Source organism: Bradyrhizobium sp. URHC0002, assembly GCF_054059515.1.
On the sequence record NZ_JBSSCF010000001.1, the window covers coordinates 3,189,324 to 3,207,100 of the forward strand.

Sequence of the window (17,777 nt, forward strand, 5' to 3'; positions counted from 1 at the left end):
GCCTACGTCACCTGCGCAGGACCTTCGCTATTCAGGCATTGCTGGCGATCTTCGAATCGATGTGTCGGACCAAGGCCAAAACAGTTTCAGTAATTGGCGTTGAAATCCCGCGTTCCCTTGCGTGCCCCACGACGGCACCGCAGATCGCGTCGATCTCGGTCGGCTTTCCGGCAAGCACGTCTTGCAGCATCGAAGGCTTGTGATGCGTGTGGTATTGCATCGCGGACGCCAAGGTCTGCTCGACATGCGCCGGGTTGACCGAAAAGCCGCAGGCTATCGCGGTGTTGCAGACTTCCGCAGCAATCGCGAAAGCCAATCGTCGAGTAGCGGCGTCTGCGCCGATCTCACCGACCGTCGAGCGCGTTATCGCGCAAAGCGTATTCAGCGCAGCGTTGAACGCGACCTTCTCCCAGATGGCGGCTTCAACCTGGGGATCGACGGTGGCATTTAGTCCTCCGCGCGCGAACAGGTCGGGCAGCAGCGCCAAAACTGGCGTGGCAGGTTCGGCTGTCGCCGCCAGGCGAGCGACACCTGCCCCGTGCGATTCGACATGACCCGGTCCGACAAGATCGGCGGGATAGGTCGTGATGCCGATCAGGACGTTTTGAGGGGAAGCGAACGCGGTCAGGGCGAGCTTGTTATCGAGCCCGTTCTGAAGACTCAGCAAGACCGTGTCCGGGCCGATGCAGCCTCGCACTGCGGAAAGAGCGGCTGTCGTGTGCATGGCCTTGGTGAAAACGATCACGAGATCGAAAGTTGTCTTTATTTCATGAGGGAAGAGAGCCGGCACGCGGATGGATTTGCTGCCCGCGTCGGTGCTTAGCGCGAGCCCGTGTTTCCGGATCGCTTCAACATGCGGAACATTCAGATCGATCAAGGTGACGTCTGATCCGCCTTCGAAAAGACAGCCACCGAACAATGATCCCATCGCACCTGATCCGAGAATGGCGATGCGAAGCTGCTCTCGTTTCTGGTCAGACATTCTGTGCTCCATCTGCGCAAGCTCCCTCGCGCCTCCCCAGGCGATGCTGAAGGGGAGGCGACGTCACTTCGTTGGAGATCGAAATCTGGCTCGGGATTAATCAGAACGGATAGTGTCGCTCACTGGTCTGAATGGTCATCCAGCGGAGGTCGGTGAACTCGGCAATTCCAGCCTTGCCGCCAAATCGGCCGTATCCGCTGTCCTTGACCCCGCCGAACGGCATTTGCGCCTCGTCATGCACGGTGGGGCCGTTGATGTGGCAGATGCCGGATTGGATACGCGACGCGACGCGCATGCCTCTCGACGTATCCCTTGTGAATACGGCGGACGACAGGCCGTACGCATTGTCATTCGCGCAGGCGATCGCGGCGTCCTCGCCCTTGACCCGAACGATCGGCTTGACCGGTCCGAAGGATTCTTCGCTGTAGATTCGCATATCGGGTGTGACGTTGTCGAGGAGCGTGGCCGGCATCAGCGTGGAATCGGCCTTTCCGCCGCACAGCAGCTTTGCGCCTTTCGCCAGCGCGTCATCGATCAGCTCGTTGCAGCGCTTGACGGCACTCATGTCCACGACCGAGCCGAGCACGACGGGGCCCAGTCTCGGATCGCCGAGCGGCAACTTGGACGCCTTGTCGGCAAGACGGCGCACAAAGTCGTCCGCAATGGTTTCATCAACAATGATTCGCTCGGTAGACATGCAGATCTGGCCTGAATTGGCAAAGGCGCCAAACGCGGCTGCGTTCACAGCGGCACCGATATCGGCATCGTCCAGGACGACGAGCGGTGCCTTGCCTCCGAGTTCGAGGACCGCCGGCTTGAGATGCTTCGCGCACGTCGCGGCAATGATCTTGCCGACGCGAGTCGACCCGGTGAAATTGACGCGGCGAACGGCGGGATGCGCGATCATCGCTTCGACGACAACTCCAGCGTCCGGCGGAGCGTTGGTTACATAATTGACGACGCCTTTGGGGAAGCCGGCTTCCTTGAAAGCCTCGACGATCAGCCCGTGTGTCGCGGGGCACAGCTCGGAGCCCTTCAGAACGGCGGTGTTGCCGCAGGCCAGCGGCAGCGCGATGGCGCGCACGCCGAGGATCACCGGTGCGTTCCAGGGCGCCATGCCGAGAACCACGCCGGCGGGTTGCCGCACCGCCATGGCAAAACTGCCGGGCACGTCGGAAGGAATGATCTCGCCGTTGATCTGCGTCGTCATCGCCGCAGCTTCCAGCAGCATGCCAGCTGCGAGATGAACGTTGAAGCCCGCCCAAATTCCGGAGCCGCCGGTTTCGGCAGCGATTGACGCCGCAAATGCGGGGGCTTTGGCTTCCAGCGCGTGCGCGGCCCGGGTGAGAAGGGTCCGGCGTTCCGAGGGGCCCGTTGCAGCCCAGCTCGGGAAGGCTGCGGCGGCGGCTTCCACGGCCGCAACCGCATCGCTTGCAGTGGCGGCCGGTGCCCGCGTTGCAATTTTGCCGTCGAGCGGGTTGAGACGCTCGAACGTGGCATTCCCGGAGGCCGCTTGTGCCTCGCCGCCGATCAACATCGAAATCGTATTCATGTTCACTCCCTCAGGTTTTGCTCTATTTGTGCGAGTCTCTGTCCTCGACCTCGACCTCGATCAGCGTTGGCCGCTCGGATGAAAATGCTTTTGCCAGAGCGTCACGGAGGCCCTCGGCATGCTCGACATGAGTAGCGGAGCAGCCCAAGCCCCTTGCAATCGAGACGAAATCGAGCCCAGGAAGGTCGGTGCCCTGGACGTGCTCTTGCGAGCCGAAGCCGAACACGGGCGCGAAGTCCTGTAGCGCGGCGTAGCGCCGGTTCTTGAGAATGACGAAGGTGACGGGCAGACCGAGTTGTGCCGCGCTCCAGATTGCCTGGATCGAGTAGAGGCTCGAGCCATCGCCCATGAGTGCAATCACGCGGCTGCCAGGTTTTCCGAGAGCCACACCGACGGCTGCCGGCATGCCGTAGCCGAGGCCACCGCTGTCCATCGTGTAAAAGGATTCAGTCTGCGTGATGGGCAAGTGCGCCTGCATCACAGGCCTGGCGCCGGGCGCTTCCTCGACGATGATGCCGTCGGCGGGCCTTGTCTCCGCGATGGCCTGCATCACGTAGGCTGTCGAGAGCGGTGCCGTCGGCCGCACTCTCGGCGCGACAGCGCGCGCCGGCGGGGCAACGCGCGTCGGTGGTGTCGGGCGTGCGAGAAGATCCAGGAGGCCCAGCCGCACGCTGCCGATCGCTGCCGTTCCCTCCGGCGTCCATGCCGCGGTCTCGGGATCGTCCGTCAACTGGCAGAGCTCGGCTCCGGCCGGCAGATGCGGACCGAACCCCTCGACGTGATACGAGAAGGCCGGCGCGCCGATCACGAAGATGACGTCGTGTCCCTGAAGCAGGTCGACGACCTTCTCCCGGATTGCCGGCAGAAAACCCGCGAACAGCCGGTGGTTCTCGGGAAAACTGCAGCGGCCGGACATCGGAGCAGCAAAGACACGCGCATTATGCGCCTCGGCGAGCCGGCGGGTCTCGTCGAATGCCCCGTCGCGATCGACGGCCGCTCCGACAACGAAGGCTGGTCGCCTCGAACGATCGAGGGCGTTCCCGATTTGCTCGAGAATGCCTGGATCGGGGCGGACCTGTTGGCTGACCACGCGCGTTGGCAGATACTCGGCAGGACGATCCCAATCGTCCACGGGCACGGATACCAGGACGGGACCGCAGGGTTGAGTCATGGCGATGTAGTAGGCGCGCGCGATGGCATGCGGTACATCCTCGGCACGCGCGGGTTCGATGCTCCATTTCACATAAGGCTTCGGAAGCTCGGTGGCTTCTCGGGAAGCGAGAAACGGATCGAAGGGGAGAATGGAGCGGGCCTGCTGTCCGGCCGTGATGACGAGCGGCGTCCGGTTCTTGAACGCGGTGAAGATGTTTCCCATCGCATTGCCGACGCCGGCCGCCGAATGCAGGTTGACGAAGGCCGCGTTGCGCGTCGCCTGCGCGAACCCGTCGGCCATGCCGACGACGACCGCCTCCTGGAGTCCGAGAACGTAGCGGAAGTTGTCGGGGAAGTTGCGGAACAACGGCAATTCCGTCGATCCCGGGTTGGCGAAGATGGACGTCATGTCGAGACGGCGCAGAAGATCCATCACGGCGTCGCGAACGGTCGGCATCTGAACGCGCCGTGGCTGCGGCCCATCAGCAATGGCCATGACTTCCTCCTGTTCCGGAATTCTATCGATCCTGGAGCCAGACTAGCGGCTGTCGGCCCTTGCGAGGAATTGCATAAAGAAGCAAAAGGCATTACGTTTGGTTATGGCATTGAGTGTCGAGCAGCTGGCGACTTTCACGGCGATCGCCAAGGCGGGAAGCCTCGGCCGGGCCGCCGCCGTACTCAACATGACGCAGCCGGCTCTCAGCAGGGCCATCAAGCGACTCGAAGAGCAGCTCGGAGCCGAACTTTTCGAGCGTCACTCGAAAGGCATGCAGCTGACCGAGATCGGGAAAGCCTTTCTGCCGCATGCGACGTCCTTGCATGCCGAGGCCACCCAGGCTCTGGAGGAGATTCAAGCACTGCGCGGTGCGGGAAAGGGGACCGTTCGCGTTGGCGCGGTTGCGAGCATAGCCAGCTCGATCCTGCCGCCGGCGATCGAGCGCACTTTGAAAAAATGGCCGGGGCTGCATTTCGACGTCGTGGAAGGCGTCTGGGATTTGTTGGCGGCCGGTCTTGCAAAGCACGAGATTGATCTGGCTCTTGGCGCCGAAGCGCCTGACACGGATGAAATCGTCGCGATTCGGGATTGCCGGTGGCAGGACACGAGTCACATCATCGTGGCCGCCGATCACCCTCTCAAGCGCCGTCGCAAGTTGACGCTTGCCGACACGCTCCAGGAGAGATGGACTATCCCGCCGGCCGGCACCGGGCCTCACCAGCATCTCGAACGCGTGTTCGCAGAGCAGGGCCTCGGCATGCCCGACATCGTCGTCCGAACGCGATCGATCACCGTGCTCAAGAGCCTCGTTGTGGATTCCGGCTTTCTGAGCTGGATGGCTGAGCCGATGTTCGAACCGGAACGGCGCGCGGGATTGGTGTCTCCGCTATCGATTGCAGGAGTGGATGGCCGCCGCGCACTGGTGGCATTTCGTCGCCGCCGTGGCCTGCTACCCGTGCCGTCGCTCAAATTCCTGGATGAGCTGCGACGATTGACATCCGGACGCTTACGTCGGTCAGCTTCATAAGCCGCGGCAGCACGAATTGAGTTTCGCCGTTAGGACCGGAGCACCTGATCATTTCGGTAGTCCCGCGGCGAAAGACCGAATTTGCTCCGAAAGGCTTTGCTGAAATGGCTGAGATCGTTGAAGCCATTGTCGATTGCGATCTGGGATACGCTGCGGGAGCGCATCATTGGGTCCTTCAGCTGTTCGGCGCAGCGGTCCAGTCGTCTTGACCAGATGTAGCGCGACAAAGAGGTCCCCTCAGCTTCGAGCAGCTGGTTGATATATCGTGCCGACAGTTTCAGCTCGGCTGCTATCGTGGCCGGTGTGAGGTCGGGATCTTGAACGTTTCGCTCGACCGTCTCCTTGACCCTCATCAGAGCCAGGCTCCGATATTCGGTGAGGGAGGGCGGGCAGGAGGCCGCCAATTCCGCCAACGTGGCGAGCAGAAGGTCCTTGAAGTTCTGCGATATCTTGAGGCCGGCCGCACGGCTCGTGAGATGGGGCGCGCGGTCGATGAGATGTGACAGGTAGCCAAAGACCATCGGCGCGAGCTCTGATCGTTCGCTCAAGTTGCAAGCCGAGAGACGATTCAGATGCGGGATCCTGCCGACGCACTGCTCGCGGGGTACCCGAACGCACGCAAGTTCAAACGCCTCGTGCGAGGAAAGCTTGTACGGTCTCGTTGCATCACATAACGCGCCGTCGCCGAGCTTGAGATGTGCCAAGCGCCCGTCCTGCTCGGCGACCAACGAGCCCGACAGAACGAAATTGAAGACCAGCATCGAGTTGTCTGCACGGGAGATACCTTCCGTGCTTCGCTGAGCCACATGGGGAGAAGCCTTGATGCGGCAGAGGTCGAGACCGTTGATCGGAGTGCTGTGGAAGGTCGCGTCAAACTGGCCTTCGCCGAGTAGCCGGTAATCCAGGTCGACGAGATTGCGACACACGATGTCGTGCCAATAGTCGAAGCGCTCTCGCGGCGGAAGGCTCGCCGTCGACGCGAAGCACGGCTGCATCGAAGCAGCCTTTGTGGCTTCCAGAAGCATCTCTTGGTTCCCCTCGATCCGTTACGACGGGGTTCTTAGGTGCCCCTTCAACGTCGATCACTGACAGATCACCCGCCGCCGCGAAGTCTATTGCTCAATTTTGGGCAATCAAGCACGAAATATGCCAATTCTCCGGATTCCGTCGGGATCTCTTCCTGTGGAGTACGATCGCGTCTAGCCGTCTCAGACAAGTTTCTGTTCCGTCCGAACCAAGCCGTCTCCGACTGAACGTGACCAATGTGGGCCCGCCAACTCGGTCAGCGTTTTTGCATCGGAGAGCATGCATGGCTTCAAAGATTAACTCCAGTCTTGTCCCCGAGACCGGTATCGCCGACCCCGCGCGACGCGATTTTCTCAAGGCCGCCGCGGCCCTGACGGCGGGGGTGACGCTCGGCTCGACCAGCCGCGCGTGGGCTGCCGCCGACAAGAAAATTCGCATCGGTTACATCAGTCCGAAGACCGGGCCGTTCGCGCCGTTTGCCGAGGCGGACGATTTCATTCTCGATCAGGTCAGGAAGTCGCTCGCCGGCGGGTTGTCGGTGGGAGGTTCGAAATATGAGGTCGAGATCATCGCGCGCGACGATCAGAGCAGTCCGGATCGGCAGTCCAATCTCGCCGCCGAGCTGATCAACAAGGAGAATGTCGACCTGATGCTCGCGCAGGTCTCGATCGGTCCAGCCGTATCGCAGCAATGTGAGCTCAACGGCGTTCCCTGCATTTCGACGATGGGCCCATGGCAGGCGTGGATGTTCCCGATGAAGGGCGATCCGGCCAAGGGGTTCAAGAACGTGTTTCATTTCTTCTGGGGGATAGAGGACATCGCGGCCGTCTATCTCGACATCTGGAAGGACGCGGACACGAACAAGGTGGTCGGCTCCGTCTTTTCGAACGACGTTCCCGGCAACGCCATGGGCGACGCGAAGCTCGGAATGCCCGGCGCCTTCGCCAAGGCCGGCTACAAGATCGTCGACATCGGGCGTTTCCCGGCCGGAGCGGATGACTTCTCGACCCACATCCAGGCCTTCAAGAAGGAAGGCGTGGAGATCGTCACCGGCCTGTTCAATCCCCCCGAATGGGCGACCTTCCTGAATCAATCTGCTCAGATGGGATTCAAGCCGAAGGTTTGCACCATCGCGAAGGCGTTGCTCTTCCCGGGCGGTGTGGCGGCTCTCGGACCTCGCGCGGAGGGCATGTCCACGGAAATCTGGTGGTTACCGAGCTACCCGTTCCGCTCGAGCCTGACCGGGCAGACTGCGAATGAGCTTGCCGCCTCCTACCAGGAAACGACGAAGCGGGAGTGGACGCAACCGATCGGCGTCGCCCACGCCTTGTTCGAGGCCGGCGTTCAAGCCTTGAAGGCAAGCGGCGATCCGAAATCTCCCAAGAAGGTCGTCGAGGCCCTCCGCAAGCTGAAGACCGACACCGTGATCGGAAATCTCGATTTCGGCGGTAGCGGAATCGCCAATGTCTCCAAGATACGTGTCGTCGGGGGGCAGTGGCGCGTCGAGGCCGCTGGAAAGCCGCACCTCTATATCACGAGCAACAGCACGGCGCCCGAAATCAAGGCCGAGCGCAAACTCGAACTCCTGAAGAGTTGACGGCAATGACAGCGTTGCTCGAACTGCGGGATGTCAGCAAGCGCTATCGCGACATGGTCGTGATCCCCGGCCTGACGCTTGGGGTTCAGGCAGGCGAATTCGTCGGTGTCATCGGACCGAACGGAGCGGGTAAGACCACTCTGTTCGGCCTGATCTCCGGCAATCTCAGCTGCAATTCCGGGACAGTCTATTTCGGTGGGGAAGACGTCACCGCGCTCGGAGCCGATGCACGTTGCCGCGCCGGCGTCGGCAGGACGTTCCAAATCCCGCAACCGTTCCAGGGCATGACCGTGTTCGAGAACGCGCTGGTGGCAGCTACCTTTGGAGCTTCCCTGCACGGCAAGCAAGCGCAGCAAAAAGCGCGGGAAGCGCTTCTTCGCTGCGGCATCGAGCATCTCGGCGACACGCCCGCCGGCCGTCTGACCTTGCTCCAGCGCAAGAGACTCGAACTGTCCCGCGCACTTGCGACCGAACCTCGACTGCTGTTGCTCGACGAAGTCGCCGGCGGGCTGACGGACGCCGAAGTCGGCGAACTCCTCGAACTCGTGACCGCGATCCATAGAGCCGGCGTGACCGTGATCTGGATCGAGCATCTCGTCCATGCGCTGGTCTCGTCCGCCGATCGCCTGCTCGTTCTGTCGGAGGGACGGTTGCTCGGTGACGGGTCGCCCAGCGCGGTCATGGGCAGCCGCGACGTCCGCGACGTGTATCTTGGCTCGGATCTCGATGAGCAGGCGTCTCATGCTGCGCACTGAAGCCCTCAACGCGAACTACGGCATGTTTCAGGCCTTGTTCGGCATCAACTTCTCGGTCGAACGCGGCGAGGTCGTGTCGCTGATCGGCGCGAACGGGGCCGGGAAGTCGACGCTTCTTCGCGCCATCGTGGGCTCCGTCCAGGTTGCCGCTCCGAGTGTGCTGCTCGACGGGAAGCCGATCGGCGGCTCTGCCGAAATCGATCAGCTGGATCGCGGAATTGCGTTGGTGCCCGAAGGTCGCCGGCTGTTTGCGAGCCTCACCGTCGAGGAAAACCTGCTTCTCGCCGCCCGAAACGGCCGCCGTGGCCCATGGACGCCCGGCCGTCTCTACCGGGAGCTGCCCGTTCTCCAGGAATTGCGGTCTCGTCCCGCCACGGCTCTGTCCGGCGGTCAGCAGCAACTCGTGGCGGTAGGCCGGGCGCTCGTCACGAATCCCGACTTTCTTCTTTGCGACGAGATATCGCTCGGCCTCTCGCCGGTCGCGGTCGAGGCCGTCTACGGGTTGCTCGGCACCGTTATCGAAGAAGGCATGGCGATCGTCCTTGTGGAGCAGAATGTGCGTCGCGCGCTCTCCAAGTCGTCCAGGTACTATTGCATGTTGAAGGGAAACGTTGTGCTCGAAGGAGTCTCCAAGACCGCCGACTACGCGCGCGTATCGGCCGCGTATTTCGGAGATTGATCATGCAGATCGCCGCGGAAACTCTAATGAACGGGCTGATGCTGGGGGCGCTTTACGCGCTGTTCGGGCTTGGCCTTAGCCTTAGCGTCGGGGTCATGCGCATGATCAATATCGCTCATGGCGATCTGATCGTCGTCGGGGCCTATCTGACCAGTGTGGTCATGAGCGGGGCAGGCGTTGGTGCTTTCACCGCGTTGCTCGTGGTCATTCCGATGATGTTTGCGCTCGGCTGGATCCTTCAGATCACTTTGCTCAATCGCGTCGTCGGAAGAGATCCGCTGGCCCCTCTGCTTCTGACGTTCGGGCTGTCCATCGTCTTGCAGAATGTTCTTCAAGAGATGTTCTCTGCCGACACGCGGAGCTTGCAGGCCGGCGATCTGGCGGGCCTCGGCTTCAGCGTCGTCGGCATTTCCATTGGCGTCCTTCCACTTCTTTCCGCCCTCGCGAGCATCGCTCTGCTCGGGGCGACGCACTGGCTGGTCGGGCACACGCATTTCGGACGCCAGGCGCGCGCGGTGTCGGACGACCCCGGCACCGCAAGGTTGGTCGGCGTGAACGATCGCCGCTTGTTTGCGATAGTGACCGGGGTCATCTTCTCGATGATCGGCGTAGCCGCCGTACTTTATGCCCTCAGAACTCCCTTCTCGCCGACCGCCGGGCCCGAACGGCTGCTCTATTCGTTCGAAGCGGTGGTGCTCGGTGGACTGGGCAACATCTGGGGTACGCTTTTCGGTGGGCTCGTGATCGGAGTTGCTCAGCTTTTCGGCGCGAAGATCTCCTCTGGTCTCGGTCCGTTTTTCGGTCATCTCGTATTCCTCGCCGTTTTGCTCGCTCGTCCCCAAGGTCTGTTTGGAAAGGCGGCGTCATGACCGTGGTTACCGTGTCGAGTGTCAATTCCAAGCCGACGTTGGCGCGAGTCTTCGCGTGGGCTGGGCTCCTGATGGTCGCTGCGCTTGCAGTCGCGATTCCCTGGTTGTCGACGTTCGCCGTTCAGCGGCTGCTCGTCGAGGTCTTCACGCTGTTCGCCGTCGCGCTCGCCTGGAATTTGCTTGCCGGCTACGGGGGCCTGGTAGCGATCGGTTTGCACGTGTTTGTCGGCGTAGGCGCCTATTCACTCTTCGCGCTCTCGAACCAACTGCAGCTCAATCCGTTTCTGCTGCTGCCTGCCGCAGCCGTCTTTGCTGCCGCTTTCGCGCTCGTTTCGGCCTGGCCGATGTTCCGTCTGAGCGGCGCTTACTTCGCGGTTGGCACGTGGGTTCTCGCTGAAATGATGCGGATACTGACGTTGAATTCGCCATGGCTGGGCGCCGGAGGCGGCATGCCGCTGGAGGCGATGAGCGATATCGATCGGTGGACGCGCAATGCGGGCGTGTACTGGGCAGCGCTGTTGGTCGGTGTCGGATCGCTCGTCGTAAGCCGACAGGTGCTGCGTGGCGCGCTGGGACTTGCGTTGATGAGCGTGCGTGACTCAGAACCTGCCGCGTTGGCGAGCGGCGTTCCAGTCGCTCGCGCGAAGATCGCGCTTTGGGTGCTCTGCGCCGTCATGTCGGGGCTTGCCGGTGCGGTCTCGTACATGAATACACTTCAGGTCACGCCGGACGCCTCGTTCTCCCTCAACTGGACCGCCGCCGCGATCTTCATCGCTGTTCTCGGCGGCATCGGAACGCTGGAGGGCCCGATCGTAGGAACGCTCGTCTATTTCCTGCTCCGCGAGAGCTTTGCGGGTTACGGCGCCTGGTACTTCATCGGGGTCGGGCTGCTTGCGATCTTGACCATGGTGGCTGCTCCGGGCGGCGCGGTTTCTCTCATCCCCGAAAAGTGGCGGCTCGATCCGTTCCGGATTCGCCGACGCATGGCCGGATCCGATCCGGATCGGCCTGCTGACGCCGCAACCCACAACGCAGCCGGTTGAATATTGAATAGGGAGAAACTCCATGGGCAATATGCTGGACACGAAATTCAAAGTCGCAGTCGTTCAGGCCGCGCCGGTATTCATGGATGCGCCAGCTTCCGTGGCCAAGGCGATTGGTTTCATCGAGGAGGCGGGTGCAGCAGGGGCGAAGCTGCTGGCGTTCCCGGAGGTCTGGATTCCAGGCTATCCCTGGTGGCTTTGGCTCGGGACGCCGGCTTGGGGAATGCAGTTTGTACCGCGCTATCACGCCAATTCGCTGCGTGCTGATGGGCCCGAAATCCTCGATCTTTGTGCGGCCGCCGCCGAAGCGAAAATCAATGTTGTGATGGGCTTCTCCGAAATCGATGGAGGAACGCTCTACCTAAGTCAGGTTTTTATTAGCGATGCGGGAAAGATTATCTGCACGCGCCGAAAGCTCAAGCCGACGCACGTCGAACGTACGCTATATGGTGAAGGAGATGGGTCTGATTTCCGCGTCGTCGAAAGCAGCGTCGGACGCCTCGGAGCCTTGTGCTGTGCCGAGCACATTCAGCCGTTGTCGAAATACGCCATGTACTCGATGCACGAGCAAGTTCACGTGGCGTCGTGGCCATCTTTCACGCTGTATCGCGGCAAAGCCTACGCTTTGGGTCATGAGGTGAATCTCGCCGCCAGCCAGATCTACGCGCTAGAGGGAGGTTGCTTCGTCCTGCATGCCTCGGCAATTACCGGTCAAGATATGTTCGACATGCTTTGCGATACTCCGGAAAAGGCCGATTTGCTGAACGCGGAGGGAGCGAAGCCGGGTGGAGGCTATTCGATGATTTTCGGTCCCGACGGTCAGCCGATGTGCGAGCATCTGCCGCAGGACAAGGAAGGCATCCTCTATGCTGACGTAGACCTGTCAATGATTGCAATCGCCAAAGCGGCCTACGACCCCACGGGGCACTACGCCCGCGGTGACGTCGTCCGACTCATGGTCAACCGCAGCCCGCGTCGCACGAGCGTCAGCTTCAGCGAAGACGAGAACGCGGCGGTCACTTTCACCGAGACTTGAACGGTCTACGCGATACTGGTCGACGTTGGATCGCAAGCGGCCGCGACGTGCTTTGCTGAGAACCACGTGGGGTTGCCTTTATGATAAGAACGGTGTGGCTTGAGGTCTTACAGTGACCCCGATTAGCGTAGACGACTATCGAAGCCTGGCTAAGCGTCGCCTTCCACGAATGGTGTTCGACTATCTTGATGGGGGAGCCGAAAGCGAACGTGGTTTGCACCGAAATCTTAGGGCTTTTGCGGCGATCAATTTTGCTCCTCGGCGGCTTGTCGATGTCAGCCAGCGCAGCTCGTCCGTATCTCTATTCGGACGGACGCTTCCAACGCCCTTTGTGGTCGCACCGACAGGCCTGAACGGTGCGCTGTGGCCTGACGGCGATGTCGCGTTAGCCCGGGCTGCTCGCAGTGCAGGGATCCCGTTTGTACTTTCGACCGCATCAAACGCGACAATTGAGGACGTCGCGGAACGGGCGGGCGGTGATCTTTGGTTCCAGCTTTACGTCGTGCAGCGAGATCTGGCGCAGCAGCTTGTCCGCAGGGTCAAAGAAGCGGGTTACCGTGTGCTGGTCCTCACCGTTGATGTTGCGGTGAATGGCAAAAGGGATCGTGATCTGCGAAATGGGTTTGCGATTCCGTTCCGCCAGACTCCCCGATCGGTTCTGGACGCCGTAACTCATCCAAGGTGGGCGCTCGGGCAGATCCGCCATGGGTTGCCCCAGCTCGCAAATTTTGCCAGCCCTGACGCAACCGACGTGAACGCACAAGCCGCCTTGATGCGTCGGCAGATGGATGCCAGCTTCTGCTGGCAGGATCTTCAGGCGCTCCGCGACGCCTGGCCGGGTGTGCTTATAGTGAAGGGCATTATGACTCCGACCGACGCAAGTCGATGCCGGGAACTTGGCATTGATGCCGTCGTTCTGTCCAATCATGGAGGAAGGCAGATCGAGGACGTTCAGGCGCCCATAGATTTGCTAGCGGAAATCTCGAATCAGAATGCGATGCCGCTTCTCGTCGATGGCGGCATACGCCGCGGAGCAGATGCGGTAAAGGCGTTGGCGCTCGGTGCCAAAGCGGTGTTGTTGGGACGTGCCATCCTTTATGGGCTCGCCGCTGCGGGCGAAGAAGGGGCTAGTCACGTGCTTCAAATCCTCACTGCCGAAGTCGATACGACGCTGGCACTTGTCGGCTGTCCAGAGGCCGCACGTCTTAACAGCCAGTTCATTCAATTGTGAGGAGCCACACACCGTCGCGATGGTCGCCGGGCAACTCGGATCCTTCTGGTGGCGTATGCGAGTAATCTGCTCGCGAACGTCGTCTGTCGCTGCGGCGGTTTGTTGAGCCAGCGCCTTTACTTCCGATGCGACCACAGGTTGCGCTCATGACGGGCGCTGGGTCCGGCATTGGCGCCGCCGGCTTGATGCCTAGTTTGAACCTACGGAGGGATGGACCGTCTGATTAGCTTCCAGTTTTTGGAGGTACTGCAGCACAACTTCACCCGAAGTCATGATGTGTTGCTCAATGAAGGCCATCAGGCCGGCCCGATCTCTTGAGACACAAAGATCCAATATTTTCTGGTGCTCGTTTTGGGTGCTAACCGGGAATGTCTGATCAGCCCATGCGAGCCGCCAATATCGATTGAGATTGTTGCGGGCGCGACTGACCTGTTCGAGAAAGAATGGTCGGTTGGCGCGAACATAAATGACGGTGTGAAATTCGGCGGCGAGCCGCAGCCGCTGCAACGGATTGCCGGTCTTGTCGATCTTCGCGATGACCTGGCGGCCCTGTTCGATATTGGCCTCGGTCAGATGATCGATGGCCCAGCCGGCCAGTCGGGGTTCGAGAACGGCGCGAAATTCCATCAGTTCGCGCGCGACCGCGCTCGACAGATCCGACACGAAACAACCGCGGTTGTGATGGAGGACGGCTAGTCCCTCCGAGACCAGAGCCTTGAGCGCCTCGCGCACCGGCGTATGGCTCACGCCGAACTCTGCTGCGATGTCATCCTGTTTCAGCGGTGCGCCGGGCGGAACCTCTCCGCTGCAGATCGCGTCCCGAAGGGCGTCAGCGATCATCTCCGTACTGCCGATCGGTTTGGGTCTCGCCGCGCCTAACACTACACATCTCCTCGAATCAGGTTTGACATATAATATATAATCGTCTAAGCCACTCTGCAATCGAAGGCAAATCGGTGTCTGTAGTTATTATATATAATATGCAATCAGGCTTGACGCACGTCATCTCGGCTTCGGCTGAAGTGCCAGCAGGCTGCGCCCCCGTCATCACCTGTCACGTGGATTAATCGCCATGTCATCAGCCGTTGCCTACGCGTGCCAGGAGGTCGGTCAAGCGCTCGAGGTTTTGGAGACGCCGTGCCTGGTGCTCGAAAAATCCCGACTGATCGAGAACGTCGCGCGACTGAGGCGGCACCTTCAGCCGCTTGGAGTCGGACTTCGTCCGCATCTCAAGACCGCAAAAAGCATCGACGTCGCGCGGCTGGTGATGGATGGCCCACAAGGGCCGATCACGGTTTCAACGCTGCGGGAGGCCGAATACTTCTTCGGTCACGGCGTGAGGGATCTGCTGTATGCGGTCGGGATCGCTCCGAACAAGCTCGATCACATATTCGATCTGCGCCGGCGCGGCGCCAATTTGACGGTCGTTCTCGACAATCTGGAAGCCGCGCAATTGGTAGCGGCGAAAAGTGTCGAGCGGCGCGATCCGCTGCCCGCCCTGATCGAGGTCGATACCGACGAGCACCGTTCCGGAATCAAGCCACCGGACGATATGCTCGTCGCGGTGGGTCGGGCGCTGCACGCGGGCGGGGCGGCGCTTCGCGGCGTCATGACCCACGCCGGCAGTTCCTACGGCCTGCGCAGGCCAGCGTCGTTCGAGGCGATGGCCGAGCAGGAACGGTCCGGCATCGTCGCGGCGGCGGCAGCGCTCAGAGCTGCGGGACTACCCTGTCCAGAGGTCAGCGTCGGATCCACGCCGACCGCGCACTTTGCCCGCGATCTTCCCGGCGTCACCGAGGTTCGCGCCGGCGTGTTCATGTTCTTCGACTTGGTCATGGCTGGGATCGGCGTCTGCGATATCGGCGACATCGCCCTCTCGGTGCTTGCTACAGTGATCGGCCATCAGCATGACAAAGGCTGGATCATCGTCGATGCCGGCTGGATGGCGATGTCCCGCGACCGTGGCACCGCGCGCCTCCCTATTGATCAGGGCTATCGAGTCGTTTGCGATCTTTCGGGCAATCCGATCCCCGATCTGGTCATGATCGACGCCAATCAGGAGCACGGCATTCTGGCTGCGCGCCCAGGCTCTCGCTTCTCCCCGCCGAAACTTCCAGTCGGTGCCATGGTGCGGATCCTTCCCAACCATGCCTGTGCGACCGGCGCTCAATATGACCGTTACTACGTTGTCGACCAGGACCGGACCGTGTCCGCCATCTGGCCTCGTATCTATGGATGGTGATCTGATGTCGAATTCAATCAAGCGAATTGCAACCGAGGCGGCGCCGCAGGCCTTTGGGCATTACGCGCAGGCGACGGAGGCAGCAGGCGTTGTGTACGTCTCGGGCCAGCTCGCCGCCCGGGCCGATGGGGCGTCGCTCGCGGACGAACCTTTCGAGATCCAGGCGCGCCAGGCGCTGGCCAACATCATCGCGATCATCGAGGGCGCAGGTCTTGGCCGTGATCGCATCGCAAAAGTAACCGCCTATCTCGTCGGCGTCGAACACTGGGCAGCGTTCAATGCGATCTACGCCGAGGTTTTGGGGGAGCATCGCCCGGCACGCGCAGTGGTGCCCGTTCCTGAGCTCCATCACGGCTATCTGATCGAACTCGAGGCCATCGCCGTGCGGTGAAGCTAGGCCGTTCACGGCGGCATGCACTCGTTCAGAACCAAAGCATCATCTGGATCAATCAATGAATAGCGAATTGCCCCCGACACGCCTCAAGCCGAAGCTGATGTCGTTTGATGTGTTCGGCACGCTGATCAGCGTCCGCGACAGCTCCTACGGCGCGTTCGAGCGCATCCTGGCAGATGCGGGTGCCGGGCATCTCGACATCAAGGCGTTTTGGGAGCATTGGGAGCATCGGAACATCGCGCACTACTGGGAGCCGTATCGCTCCTATCGCGAAATCTGCGAACTCTCTCTCGCCGAGACGTTAGAACATTTCAAGATTGCGGGCGACACCCGGTCTATCGATCGCTATTTCGAGGCATTTCCGGCCTTTTTCCTTTACGACGATGTCCTTCGCGCGCTCGAGCAGTTCTCGCGGCGTCACAAACTGGCGGTCGTCTCCAACATCGACGATGACCTTCTGGCGTTGACGCCGCTCAAGAGAAACTTCGATCTGGTCTGCACCGCGCAACGGGCCAAGGGTTACAAGCCCGACGGAACGTTGTTTCGCTACCTTATCGAGAACGCAGGCGTCGCCAAGGACGAGATCCTGCACTCCGGCCAATCGCAGTTCACCGACATAGTCGGTGGCAAGCCGCTGGGATTGACCATCGCCTGGATCAATCGGCGCCAGATAACACTCGAGGCTTCCGTCCCGCGTCCGGATTTCACTTTTCCGGACATCCAGTCCCTGAACCAAATCGTCGACATCTAACAACAGCAGGTGAGGAGCGCGTGATGCTCATTCGAAGAATCAGTCTGCTTGGCGTGGTCGTCGCGGCTCTCTTGCCGGCATTGGCGCAAGCGCAGGAGGCCGACACGGCCTTGAAGCGCATCCAGCAAAACAAAGCGGTCACCATCGGATTTCGTGAAAGCGCGGCGCCATTTGCCTACCTGAGCGAAAGCAAGCAGGCGAGCGGCTATTCCATCGACATCTGCAAGAAAGTCGCGGAAGCGATTGGCCGCAAGCTCAACATTCCCAACATCGAAGTCAAATACGTGCCTGTCACGCCGCAAACGCGCATCCCGCTGATCGCCAATGGAACGGTCGACATCGAATGCGGCACCACCACCAACTCCCTGGCCCGTCAGGAGCAGGTCGACTTCAGCTACGCGGTCGCGCTGGCCGAAGGCAAACTGCTGGTTAAGAAGACATCCAGCATAATGGATCTGTCCGACCTCAACGGCAAGATCGTCGCGCTTGCCGCCGGGACCACGGCGGAGCGCTACGTGCGCACCGCGCTGGACCAGGCCAAGATCAATGCCCGGGTTCTTCAGGTCCGCGATAATGCGGAGGGGCTGCTCGCCGTCAATTCGCAGCGAGTTGACGCATTCGCGAACGACGCAGTGCTGCTCGGCGGCGCGCTCCGTACGGCGCAAAACAAGGACGACTACGCGATCGTCGGCAAACCAATGTCGTTCGAACAAGTCGGCTTCATGGTCGGCAAAAACAATTCCGGCCTGATGACCATCGTCAATGGCACGATTGCCCGTATGCTCGCCAGCGGTGAACTTCAGAAGCTCTATGACCAGTGGATCACGCCTTATGGCGTACCGCTCGAGGGCGAGATCGACACTCTGTTCAAGGTCCAAGCCATCGCTGAATGACGGCAAAGCAACAGGCGTGACGTTCCTTTCGAAGATCGACGGACGAGATCTG

Annotated in this window: 17 protein-coding genes; 12 read left to right on the forward strand and 5 right to left on the reverse strand. The window is 61.1% G+C overall.

The window, feature by feature from the left end:
* Window positions 1-31: 31 nt before the first annotated feature.
* From ACVWVY_RS15425 to mdlC, 3 genes are all read right to left on the reverse strand, one after another.
* A complete protein-coding gene (locus ACVWVY_RS15425; protein ID WP_456627154.1) occupies window positions 32-982 on the reverse strand; it encodes a ketopantoate reductase family protein in 951 nt (316 codons plus the stop codon).
* 100 nt (window positions 983-1,082) lie between these two features.
* Window positions 1,083-2,534, reverse strand: a complete 1,452-nt coding sequence (locus ACVWVY_RS15430; RefSeq protein ID WP_456627155.1) for an aldehyde dehydrogenase — start codon at window positions 2,532-2,534, stop codon at window positions 1,083-1,085.
* A gap of 22 nt (window positions 2,535-2,556) precedes the next feature.
* The gene (mdlC, locus tag ACVWVY_RS15435; protein ID WP_456627156.1) at window positions 2,557-4,182 is read right to left on the reverse strand and encodes a benzoylformate decarboxylase; all 1,626 of its coding nucleotides are present in this window, start codon (window positions 4,180-4,182) and stop codon (window positions 2,557-2,559) included.
* A 103-nt stretch (window positions 4,183-4,285) separates the two neighbouring features.
* Between mdlC and ACVWVY_RS15440 the strand changes: the two genes are divergently transcribed.
* Window positions 4,286-5,209, forward strand: coding sequence for a LysR family transcriptional regulator (locus ACVWVY_RS15440; RefSeq protein WP_456627157.1), 924 nt, complete (start codon window positions 4,286-4,288; stop codon window positions 5,207-5,209).
* Between the two features lie 29 nt (window positions 5,210-5,238).
* Here ACVWVY_RS15440 and ACVWVY_RS15445 read toward each other — a convergent pair whose 3' ends face one another.
* Window positions 5,239-6,234 (reverse strand): AraC-like ligand-binding domain-containing protein, encoded by a 996-nt coding sequence (locus ACVWVY_RS15445; protein WP_456627158.1) that lies wholly within the window; start codon window positions 6,232-6,234, stop codon window positions 5,239-5,241.
* 284 nt (window positions 6,235-6,518) lie between these two features.
* Here ACVWVY_RS15445 and ACVWVY_RS15450 point away from each other — a divergent pair, with 284 nt between their 5' ends.
* The 7 genes from ACVWVY_RS15450 to ACVWVY_RS15480 all read left to right on the forward strand — a co-directional run bounded on the left by ACVWVY_RS15450 (window position 6,519) and on the right by ACVWVY_RS15480 (window position 13,445).
* The gene (locus tag ACVWVY_RS15450) at window positions 6,519-7,832 is read left to right on the forward strand and encodes an ABC transporter substrate-binding protein (RefSeq protein ID WP_456627159.1); all 1,314 of its coding nucleotides are present in this window, start codon (window positions 6,519-6,521) and stop codon (window positions 7,830-7,832) included.
* 5 nt (window positions 7,833-7,837) lie between these two features.
* Window positions 7,838-8,587, forward strand: a complete 750-nt coding sequence (locus tag ACVWVY_RS15455) for an ABC transporter ATP-binding protein (RefSeq protein WP_456627160.1) — start codon at window positions 7,838-7,840, stop codon at window positions 8,585-8,587.
* Window positions 8,574-9,266, forward strand: a complete 693-nt coding sequence (locus tag ACVWVY_RS15460; RefSeq protein ID WP_456627161.1) for a branched-chain amino acid ABC transporter ATP-binding protein — start codon at window positions 8,574-8,576, stop codon at window positions 9,264-9,266. The genes ACVWVY_RS15455 and ACVWVY_RS15460 overlap by 14 nt, the downstream gene beginning before the upstream one ends.
* A gap of 2 nt (window positions 9,267-9,268) precedes the next feature.
* A complete protein-coding gene (locus ACVWVY_RS15465) occupies window positions 9,269-10,135 on the forward strand; it encodes a branched-chain amino acid ABC transporter permease (protein WP_456627162.1) in 867 nt (288 codons plus the stop codon).
* Window positions 10,132-11,178 carry a branched-chain amino acid ABC transporter permease gene (locus tag ACVWVY_RS15470; protein WP_456627163.1) on the forward strand — a complete coding sequence of 349 codons (1,047 nt, stop codon included), beginning with the start codon at window positions 10,132-10,134 and terminating at the stop codon, window positions 11,176-11,178. The genes ACVWVY_RS15465 and ACVWVY_RS15470 overlap by 4 nt, the downstream gene beginning before the upstream one ends.
* A gap of 31 nt (window positions 11,179-11,209) precedes the next feature.
* Window positions 11,210-12,214 (forward strand): nitrilase, encoded by a 1,005-nt coding sequence (locus ACVWVY_RS15475; RefSeq protein ID WP_456632220.1) that lies wholly within the window; start codon window positions 11,210-11,212, stop codon window positions 12,212-12,214.
* Window positions 12,215-12,326: 112 nt separating this feature from the next.
* The gene (locus ACVWVY_RS15480) at window positions 12,327-13,445 is read left to right on the forward strand and encodes an alpha-hydroxy-acid oxidizing protein (protein WP_456627164.1); all 1,119 of its coding nucleotides are present in this window, start codon (window positions 12,327-12,329) and stop codon (window positions 13,443-13,445) included.
* A 189-nt stretch (window positions 13,446-13,634) separates the two neighbouring features.
* On the opposite strand, the gene ACVWVY_RS15485 is transcribed toward ACVWVY_RS15480, so the two are convergent.
* The gene (locus ACVWVY_RS15485) at window positions 13,635-14,285 is read right to left on the reverse strand and encodes a GntR family transcriptional regulator (RefSeq protein ID WP_456627165.1); all 651 of its coding nucleotides are present in this window, start codon (window positions 14,283-14,285) and stop codon (window positions 13,635-13,637) included.
* Window positions 14,286-14,517: 232 nt separating this feature from the next.
* On the opposite strand from ACVWVY_RS15485, the gene ACVWVY_RS15490 reads away from it, so the two are divergent.
* From ACVWVY_RS15490 to ACVWVY_RS15505, 4 genes are all read left to right on the forward strand, one after another.
* Complete coding sequence (locus tag ACVWVY_RS15490; protein ID WP_456627166.1) at window positions 14,518-15,687, forward strand: DSD1 family PLP-dependent enzyme; 1,170 nt, start codon at window positions 14,518-14,520, stop codon at window positions 15,685-15,687.
* Window positions 15,688-15,691: 4 nt separating this feature from the next.
* Window positions 15,692-16,078, forward strand: a complete 387-nt coding sequence (locus ACVWVY_RS15495) for a RidA family protein (RefSeq protein ID WP_456627167.1) — start codon at window positions 15,692-15,694, stop codon at window positions 16,076-16,078.
* Window positions 16,079-16,139: 61 nt separating this feature from the next.
* On the forward strand, window positions 16,140-16,832 hold the full coding sequence (locus ACVWVY_RS15500; protein WP_456627168.1) for an HAD hydrolase-like protein: 693 nt from the start codon (window positions 16,140-16,142) through the stop codon (window positions 16,830-16,832).
* A gap of 110 nt (window positions 16,833-16,942) precedes the next feature.
* Window positions 16,943-17,725 (forward strand): amino acid ABC transporter substrate-binding protein, encoded by a 783-nt coding sequence (locus ACVWVY_RS15505; protein ID WP_456627169.1) that lies wholly within the window; start codon window positions 16,943-16,945, stop codon window positions 17,723-17,725.
* Window positions 17,726-17,777: the final 52 nt, after the last annotated feature.

Excerpts from the sequence above, each read along its gene's own strand:
- ACVWVY_RS15485 (WP_456627165.1), bottom strand. The coding sequence starts at position 14,285 with ATGATCGCTGACGCCCTTCGGGACGCGATCTGCAGCGGAGAGGTTCCG.
- ACVWVY_RS15475 (WP_456632220.1), top strand. The coding sequence starts at position 11,210 with ATGCTGGACACGAAATTCAAAGTCGCAGTCGTTCAGGCCGCGCCGGTA.
- ACVWVY_RS15430 (WP_456627155.1), bottom strand. The coding sequence starts at position 2,534 with ATGAATACGATTTCGATGTTGATCGGCGGCGAGGCACAAGCGGCCTCC.
- ACVWVY_RS15455 (WP_456627160.1), top strand. The coding sequence starts at position 7,838 with ATGACAGCGTTGCTCGAACTGCGGGATGTCAGCAAGCGCTATCGCGAC.
- ACVWVY_RS15440 (WP_456627157.1), top strand. The coding sequence starts at position 4,286 with ATGGCATTGAGTGTCGAGCAGCTGGCGACTTTCACGGCGATCGCCAAG.
- ACVWVY_RS15445 (WP_456627158.1), bottom strand. The coding sequence starts at position 6,234 with ATGCTTCTGGAAGCCACAAAGGCTGCTTCGATGCAGCCGTGCTTCGCG.
- ACVWVY_RS15460 (WP_456627161.1), top strand. The coding sequence starts at position 8,574 with ATGCTGCGCACTGAAGCCCTCAACGCGAACTACGGCATGTTTCAGGCC.
- ACVWVY_RS15465 (WP_456627162.1), top strand. The coding sequence starts at position 9,269 with ATGCAGATCGCCGCGGAAACTCTAATGAACGGGCTGATGCTGGGGGCG.
- ACVWVY_RS15495 (WP_456627167.1), top strand. The coding sequence starts at position 15,692 with ATGTCGAATTCAATCAAGCGAATTGCAACCGAGGCGGCGCCGCAGGCC.
- ACVWVY_RS15450 (WP_456627159.1), top strand. The coding sequence starts at position 6,519 with ATGGCTTCAAAGATTAACTCCAGTCTTGTCCCCGAGACCGGTATCGCC.
- ACVWVY_RS15490 (WP_456627166.1), top strand. The coding sequence starts at position 14,518 with ATGTCATCAGCCGTTGCCTACGCGTGCCAGGAGGTCGGTCAAGCGCTC.
- ACVWVY_RS15425 (WP_456627154.1), bottom strand. The coding sequence starts at position 982 with ATGTCTGACCAGAAACGAGAGCAGCTTCGCATCGCCATTCTCGGATCA.
- ACVWVY_RS15500 (WP_456627168.1), top strand. The coding sequence starts at position 16,140 with ATGAATAGCGAATTGCCCCCGACACGCCTCAAGCCGAAGCTGATGTCG.
- ACVWVY_RS15470 (WP_456627163.1), top strand. The coding sequence starts at position 10,132 with ATGACCGTGGTTACCGTGTCGAGTGTCAATTCCAAGCCGACGTTGGCG.
- mdlC (WP_456627156.1), bottom strand. The coding sequence starts at position 4,182 with ATGGCCATTGCTGATGGGCCGCAGCCACGGCGCGTTCAGATGCCGACC.